Below are 6,015 nucleotides of genomic sequence, written 5' to 3' on the forward strand. Positions count from 1 at the left end.
CTGTGTCAGCCTGCTGCGTTGTAATCGGCGCCTCATCCATGCAAAGGACAGCGCGATGCACCGCAAGTCAGGAATCTCGATGTGGCGTTGGGGCGGCCTGCTGTTGGTGTTGTTCGCCGCCACCGCGTTCGCCGCCGGCGCCGGGCCGGGCGCGGTGCGCAAGCAGGTCGAAAACAGCCTGCTGGTGACCGGCAAGATCGACATCGAGCCCGACGGCGCGGTCTCGGCGCTGGCGATCGATCGGGAAGACAGGTTGCCCGAGGGCGTGATCCGCTTCGTGCGCGATTCGGTGAAACAGTGGAAATTCGAACCGGCGCTGCGCGACGGCAAGCCGGTGCCGGCGCGCGCGCCGATGACGCTGCGCATCGTGGCCAAGCGCCAGCAGGGCGACAGCTATCAGGTGGAGATCCGCCATGCCAGCTTCGCCGCCTACGATCCCAAGGATCCGCGCGCGGTGACGTCGCTGAAGATGGCGCCGCCGTCCTATCCGGAAGCGGCGTACCGGGTGGGCGCGTCGGGCTCGGCGTACCTGGTGCTCAAGGTGGCGCGCGACGGCACTGTCGCCGATGCCGCGGTCGAGCAGGTCAACCTGCGCATCGTCGGCTCGGAGGGCGAGATGAAGAAGCTGCGCGAGATCTTCGCCCAGAGCGCACTGGCGGCGGCGCGCAAGTGGACGTTCCGCCCGCCGACCGAAGGCGAGGACGTGTCGAAGCCGTACTGGGCGGTGCGCGTTCCGGTCAACTATTCGCTGCGCGACCAGCCCAACGAAGGCATGGACAGCAGCTACGGGCATTGGATCAGCTATGTCCCCGGTCCGCGCGCGCGGGCGCCCTGGGACACCGGCAAGGACGCGTCGGGTTTCTCGCCCGACACGCTGTCGGCCGGCGGCGTGTACATGGTCGACAACAACGGCCCGCGCCTGCTGACGCCGCTGCAGCAGGGCGGCTGAACGCGCCGGGCGGCGCTCCCGGCGCCGGTGTCCGGTTTCGATGGAACATGCCCCGCGTCGCGGGGCGTTTTCCTGCAGCGCCGAGAGCTACCTGGTGGTCGCAGCGATCGCGCGATGGCGAGTGCTGGCATACAGCACCGCGACCAGGATCCCAGCCAGCACCAGCGACGCGCCGACAGTGCCCAGATCCAGTCCGCCCTGCGCCGTCGGCTTGGTCAGCAGATCGCCGAGCGTAGCGCCGAACGGTCGGGTCAGCACGAAGGCGGCCCAGAACAGCGCCACGCGGTCGATGCGGGTGAACGCGCCGGCCAGCGCGATCGCAGCCAGCGTCGCCCCGATCAGCGATGCGCCGCCGAGGAAGCCCAGCCCCGAGTCGTCGGCGAGGTAATCGCCCAGCGCGGTGCCGAGGGTGTTGGAGAACAGGATCGCCACCCAATAGAAGACTTCCGCGCGGCCGCCATCGATCCGCTCGACCGACAGGCTGCGTTCGCTCAGCCACCACGCGCCGAGGGTCAATGCCAGGCCGCCGCTCAGGAGTAGCGCGCCCTGCGCATAGCCCAGCCCCAGGCTGCGATCCATGTAGTCCGACACGGTGGTGCCGGCGGTGCTGGTGGTCAGGATCACCCACCAGTACAGCCACGGGCGGAAACGGCGCGCGCGCAACTGCGCCCACAGCGACAGTGCGAACACGCCGAGCAGCACGGCGCTGCTGAGCGCATAGCCGACCTCCCAGGTCATCGACAGCAGGTCGCCAGCGGTCTCGCCGAGCGTGGTGGCGCAGATCTTCATCGCCCAGAACGCCAGGGTGACCGGTGCGACTTTGGCGACAGTGGACTGCATGGGGCGGCACGCCGGATCGGGACCGGGCCAGCATCGCCAGCGGCATGTCGAAAACCGGTCGGATCGCGCGATGCCGGAGCGCCGCGGCCGCGGCTCGCGCAGATGGCCCCGCACAAACGCAGACGCCCCGCCGAAGCGGGGCGTCCGGGTCGCGCCGGCGCTGGACTCAGCGCTTCATCGAACCGAAGAACTCGTCGTTGGACTTGGTGTTCTTCATCTTGTCCAGCAGGAATTCCATCGCCGCGATCTCGTCCATCGGATGCAGCAGCTTGCGCAGGATCCAGATCTTCTGCAGCAGCTCCGGCTCGATCAGCAGGTCTTCGCGACGGGTGCCGGAACGGTTGATGTCGATCGCCGGGTACACGCGCTTCTCGGCGATACGGCGGTTCAGGTGCACTTCGCTGTTGCCGGTGCCCTTGAACTCTTCGTAGATCACCTCGTCCATCTTGCTGCCGGTTTCCACCAGCGCCGTGGCGATGATGGTCAGCGAGCCGCCTTCCTCGACGTTGCGCGCCGCGCCGAAGAAACGCTTCGGGCGGTGCAGCGCATTGGCGTCCACGCCGCCGCTGAGCACCTTGCCGGAGGACGGCACCACGTTGTTGTAGGCGCGGGCCAGGCGGGTGATCGAGTCGAGCAGGATCACCACGTCCTTCTTGTGTTCGACCAGGCGCTTGGCGCGCTCGATCACCATCTCGGCGACCTGCACGTGGCGCGCGGCCGGTTCGTCGAAGGTGGAGGAGATGACCTCGCCGCGCACGGTGCGCTGCATTTCGGTCACTTCTTCCGGCCGCTCGTCGATCAGCAGCACGATCATGTGCACGTCGGGATGGTTGGTGGTGATCGCCGTGGCCACCTGCTGCATCAGCATGGTCTTGCCGGCCTTGGGCGGGGACACGATCAGCGCGCGCTGGCCCTTGCCCTGCGGCGCCATCAGATCGAGGATGCGCCCGGAAATGTCTTCCGAGGAACCGTTGCCGCGTTCCAGGGTGAAGCGCTTGCGCGGGAACAGCGCGGTCAGGTTCTCGAACAGGACCTTGTTCTTGCTCGCTTCCAGCGGCTCGCCGTTGATCGTGTCGACGATCGACAGCGCGAAGTAGCGTTCGCCGTCCTTCGGGAAGCGGATGCGGCCGGACAGGTGGTCGCCGGTGCGCAGGTTGAAGCGGCGGATCTGGCTGGGCGAGATGTAGGTGTCGTCCGGGCCGGCCAGGTAGCTGGCCTCGGCCGCGCGCAGGAAGCCGAAGCCGTCCGGCAGGATTTCCAGCACGCCGTCGGCGGCGACGCCTTCGCCGTGGCGGGTCAGCACCTTCAGCAGCGCGAAGATCACATCCTGCTTGCGCGCGCGGGCCACGCCGTCCTGGATGTTGAGCTGCTCGGCGATGTCCAGCAGCTTCTGCGCCGGCATCCGCTTCAGGTCGCTCAGCGAGTAGATCGGGAAGCCTTCCGGCACGTTGGCGTGCGGGCGCGGCACGAACACTTCGTTGGCGCCGTTGTCGTTGGGCAGGCCGTTGTCCGGAAAGCGACCGCCGCCACCACCACCGCCACCGCCACCACCGTTGCGATCGCGATCGCGGCGATTGCGGAAGCGGTCGCGGCGATTGCCCTGCTGGTTGTTCTGGTTGTTCTGGTTCTGCGGATTCTGGTTGTTGAAGCGCGGGTTGCCGCCTTCGCGCGGCTCGCCGCCGTCGTTCTGGTTGCCGCCGCCCTGGCCCTGGGCATCGCCGCCGGAGGCGGGAGCGGGCTGGGACTGGGGCTGGGACTGCTGCGACGGGGCCTGCGCGTGTTCCTGCGGCGCGGCGCGCTCCTGGCGTTCCTGCGGCGCCGGACGCGGCGCGTCGGCCTGGGCCGGCGCCGGGTTCAGCGGCAGATTCGGCTGCGCCGGCGCGCCGTGCTCGGCTCCGCCGTCAGCGCCGGCGACGGCCTTGCTGACACGCGGCTTGCGCGCGCGCTTCTCGGCGGGGGCGTCGACGCTCCCGGGTTCGGTGGTGGTGTTATCGGACAAGTGGTGATTCCTCGCTATGAGTGCGAGCGCCCAGCGTGGGGGCAAACGGGTTGGGAAGGGGTCTAGAAGAGAATCTTCCAGAGGGGGTGCGGTGCGCGAATGCCACCGGATGCGCCGACACTATCATCGCCACGCAACCACGGCAAGCAGGCGTTACCGGGCGATTCAGCCGGCCGGCAGCGTCGCTGCAGGCCGGTATCACAGCGGCCGCTCCGATCCGGAACGGCCGGCGACAGACTCAGGCCGCGGCGCCGCCCAGGGTCTTGTCGATCATCTGGGTCAGCTGGCCCTTGCCGACCGCGCCGATCTGGGTGGCCTGGACCTTGCCGTCCTTGAACAGCAGCAGCATCGGGATCGAGCGCACGTGGTACTTGATCGCGGTGGCGCGGTTCTCGTCCACGTTGACCTTGGCCACCTTGAGCTTGCCGTCGTAGGTGTCGGCCAGGTCGTCCAGCACCGGGGCGATCATCTTGCACGGGCCGCACCATTCCGCCCAGAAGTCCACCAGGACCGGCTCGCCGGATTGCAGCACGGCGGTATCGAAATCGGCGTCGCCGACGTGTAGGACCTTATCGCTCACTAGGGGTATCTCCTGGGCCAATGCGACCGGCCGGACCGGGTGGCCGCCGCATTGCGGTAAACTGGGGCATTGCGCGGCGAAATCAAGGGATTCCCCCTGTCGCGCGACCCGGCATGGAAGTAGCCAGTGTGCGACGCTGCCGGGGCCGATGCAAGCCGCGACCTTACGCTTCGGGCGGGGTGGCCTGACGAAGATGGAATGATGAGCGACAAACCGCTGACCGATGTGACTTTTTCCGCGTTCGAGCTGCAACCGGCGCTGCTGGCCGGCCTCGAAGGCGCCGGCTTCACCCGCTGCACGCCGATCCAGGCGCTGACCCTGCCGGTGGCCCTGCCGGGCCGCGACGTGGCCGGCCAGGCCCAGACCGGCACCGGCAAGACCCTGGCGTTCCTGGTGACGGTGATGAACCGCCTGCTCAGCCGCCCGGCGCTGGCCGACCGCAAGCCCGAGGATCCGCGCGCGCTGATCCTGGCCCCGACCCGCGAACTGGCGATCCAGATCCACAAGGACGCGGTCAAGTTCGGCGCCGACCTGGGCCTGCGCTTCGCGCTGGTTTACGGCGGCGTGGACTACGACAAGCAGCGCGAACTGCTGCAGCAGGGCGTGGACGTGATCATCGCCACCCCGGGCCGGCTGATCGACTACGTCAAGCAGCACAAAGTGGTGTCGCTGCACGCCTGCGAGATCTGCGTGCTCGACGAAGCCGACCGCATGTTCGACCTGGGCTTCATCAAGGACATCCGCTTCCTGCTGCGGCGCATGCCCGAGCGCGGCACCCGGCAGACCCTGCTGTTCTCGGCCACGCTCAGCCACCGCGTGCTGGAGCTGGCCTACGAGCACATGAACGAGCCGGAAAAGCTCGTGGTCGAGACCGAGAGCATCACCGCCGCGCGCGTGCGCCAGCGCATCTACTTCCCCTCCGACGAGGAGAAGCTGACCCTGCTGCTGGGCCTGCTGTCGCGCAGCGAGGGCGCGCGCACCATGGTGTTCGTCAACACCAAGGCCTTCGTCGAACGCGTGGCGCGTTCGCTGGAGCGCAACGGCTACCGGGTCGGCGTGCTGTCCGGCGACGTGCCGCAGAAGAAGCGCGAGACCCTGCTCAACCGCTTCCAGAAGGGCCAGCTGGAGATCCTGGTCGCCACCGACGTGGCCGCGCGCGGCCTGCACATCGACGGCGTCAAGTACGTCTACAACTACGACCTGCCGTTCGACGCCGAAGACTACGTGCACCGCATCGGCCGCACCGCGCGGCTGGGCGAGGAAGGCGACGCGATCAGCTTCGCCTGCGAGCGCTATGCGATGAGCCTGCCGGACATCGAGGCCTACATCGAGCAGAAGATCCCGGTCGAGCCGGTCACCGCCGAACTGCTGGTGGCGCTGCCGCGCACTCCGCGCGCGGTGGTCGAAGGCGAAGCGGTCGAGGTCGACGCGGATGCCGACGAGAGCATCGGCGACATCTTCCGCGAGGCGCGCGCGCAGCGCGAGGCCGACGAGCAGCGGCGCGGCGGCAGCAGCCGCGGCAAGCCCGGCGGCGGCCGCAGCGGTCCTGGCGGTGCCGGCGGCCGCGGCGAAGCGCGCGGTGCCGACGGCAAGCCGCGGCGCCCGCGTACCCCGCGCCCGGCCGACGCCGCGGCAGCGCCCCCCGCC

The 6,015-nt window shown here is 69.0% G+C and carries 5 protein-coding genes; 2 read left to right on the forward strand and 3 right to left on the reverse strand.

The genetic code is table 11. The features are described from left to right. Positions 1 to 55 precede the first annotated feature (55 nt). Positions 56 to 949 carry an energy transducer TonB gene (locus H9658_RS09125; protein WP_191825118.1) on the forward strand — a complete coding sequence of 298 codons (894 nt, stop codon included), beginning with the start codon at positions 56 to 58 and terminating at the stop codon, positions 947 to 949. Between the two features lie 87 nt (positions 950 to 1,036). Here the strand turns inward: H9658_RS09125 and H9658_RS09130 are convergent, their stop codons facing one another. From H9658_RS09130 to trxA, 3 genes are all read right to left on the reverse strand, one after another. Next, positions 1,037 to 1,789 (reverse strand): COG4705 family protein, encoded by a 753-nt coding sequence (locus H9658_RS09130; RefSeq protein ID WP_191825119.1) that lies wholly within the window; start codon positions 1,787 to 1,789, stop codon positions 1,037 to 1,039. A gap of 166 nt (positions 1,790 to 1,955) precedes the next feature. Then, complete coding sequence (gene rho, locus H9658_RS09135) at positions 1,956 to 3,788, reverse strand: transcription termination factor Rho (RefSeq protein ID WP_179567764.1); 1,833 nt, start codon at positions 3,786 to 3,788, stop codon at positions 1,956 to 1,958. Between the two features lie 238 nt (positions 3,789 to 4,026). Further along, entirely contained in the window at positions 4,027 to 4,368 is a 342-nt protein-coding gene (trxA, locus tag H9658_RS09140; protein ID WP_003465432.1) for a thioredoxin TrxA, read from the reverse strand. 201 nt (positions 4,369 to 4,569) lie between these two features. Here trxA and rhlB point away from each other — a divergent pair. Next, positions 4,570 to 6,015, forward strand: a 1,446-nt coding sequence (gene rhlB / locus H9658_RS09145; protein WP_225209859.1) for an ATP-dependent RNA helicase RhlB, incomplete at its 3' end; no start/stop codon positions are given.

The sequence above is a fragment of the Xanthomonas bonasiae genome (assembly GCF_014836395.1).
GTDB classification, from domain to species: domain Bacteria; phylum Pseudomonadota; class Gammaproteobacteria; order Xanthomonadales; family Xanthomonadaceae; genus Xanthomonas_A; species Xanthomonas_A bonasiae.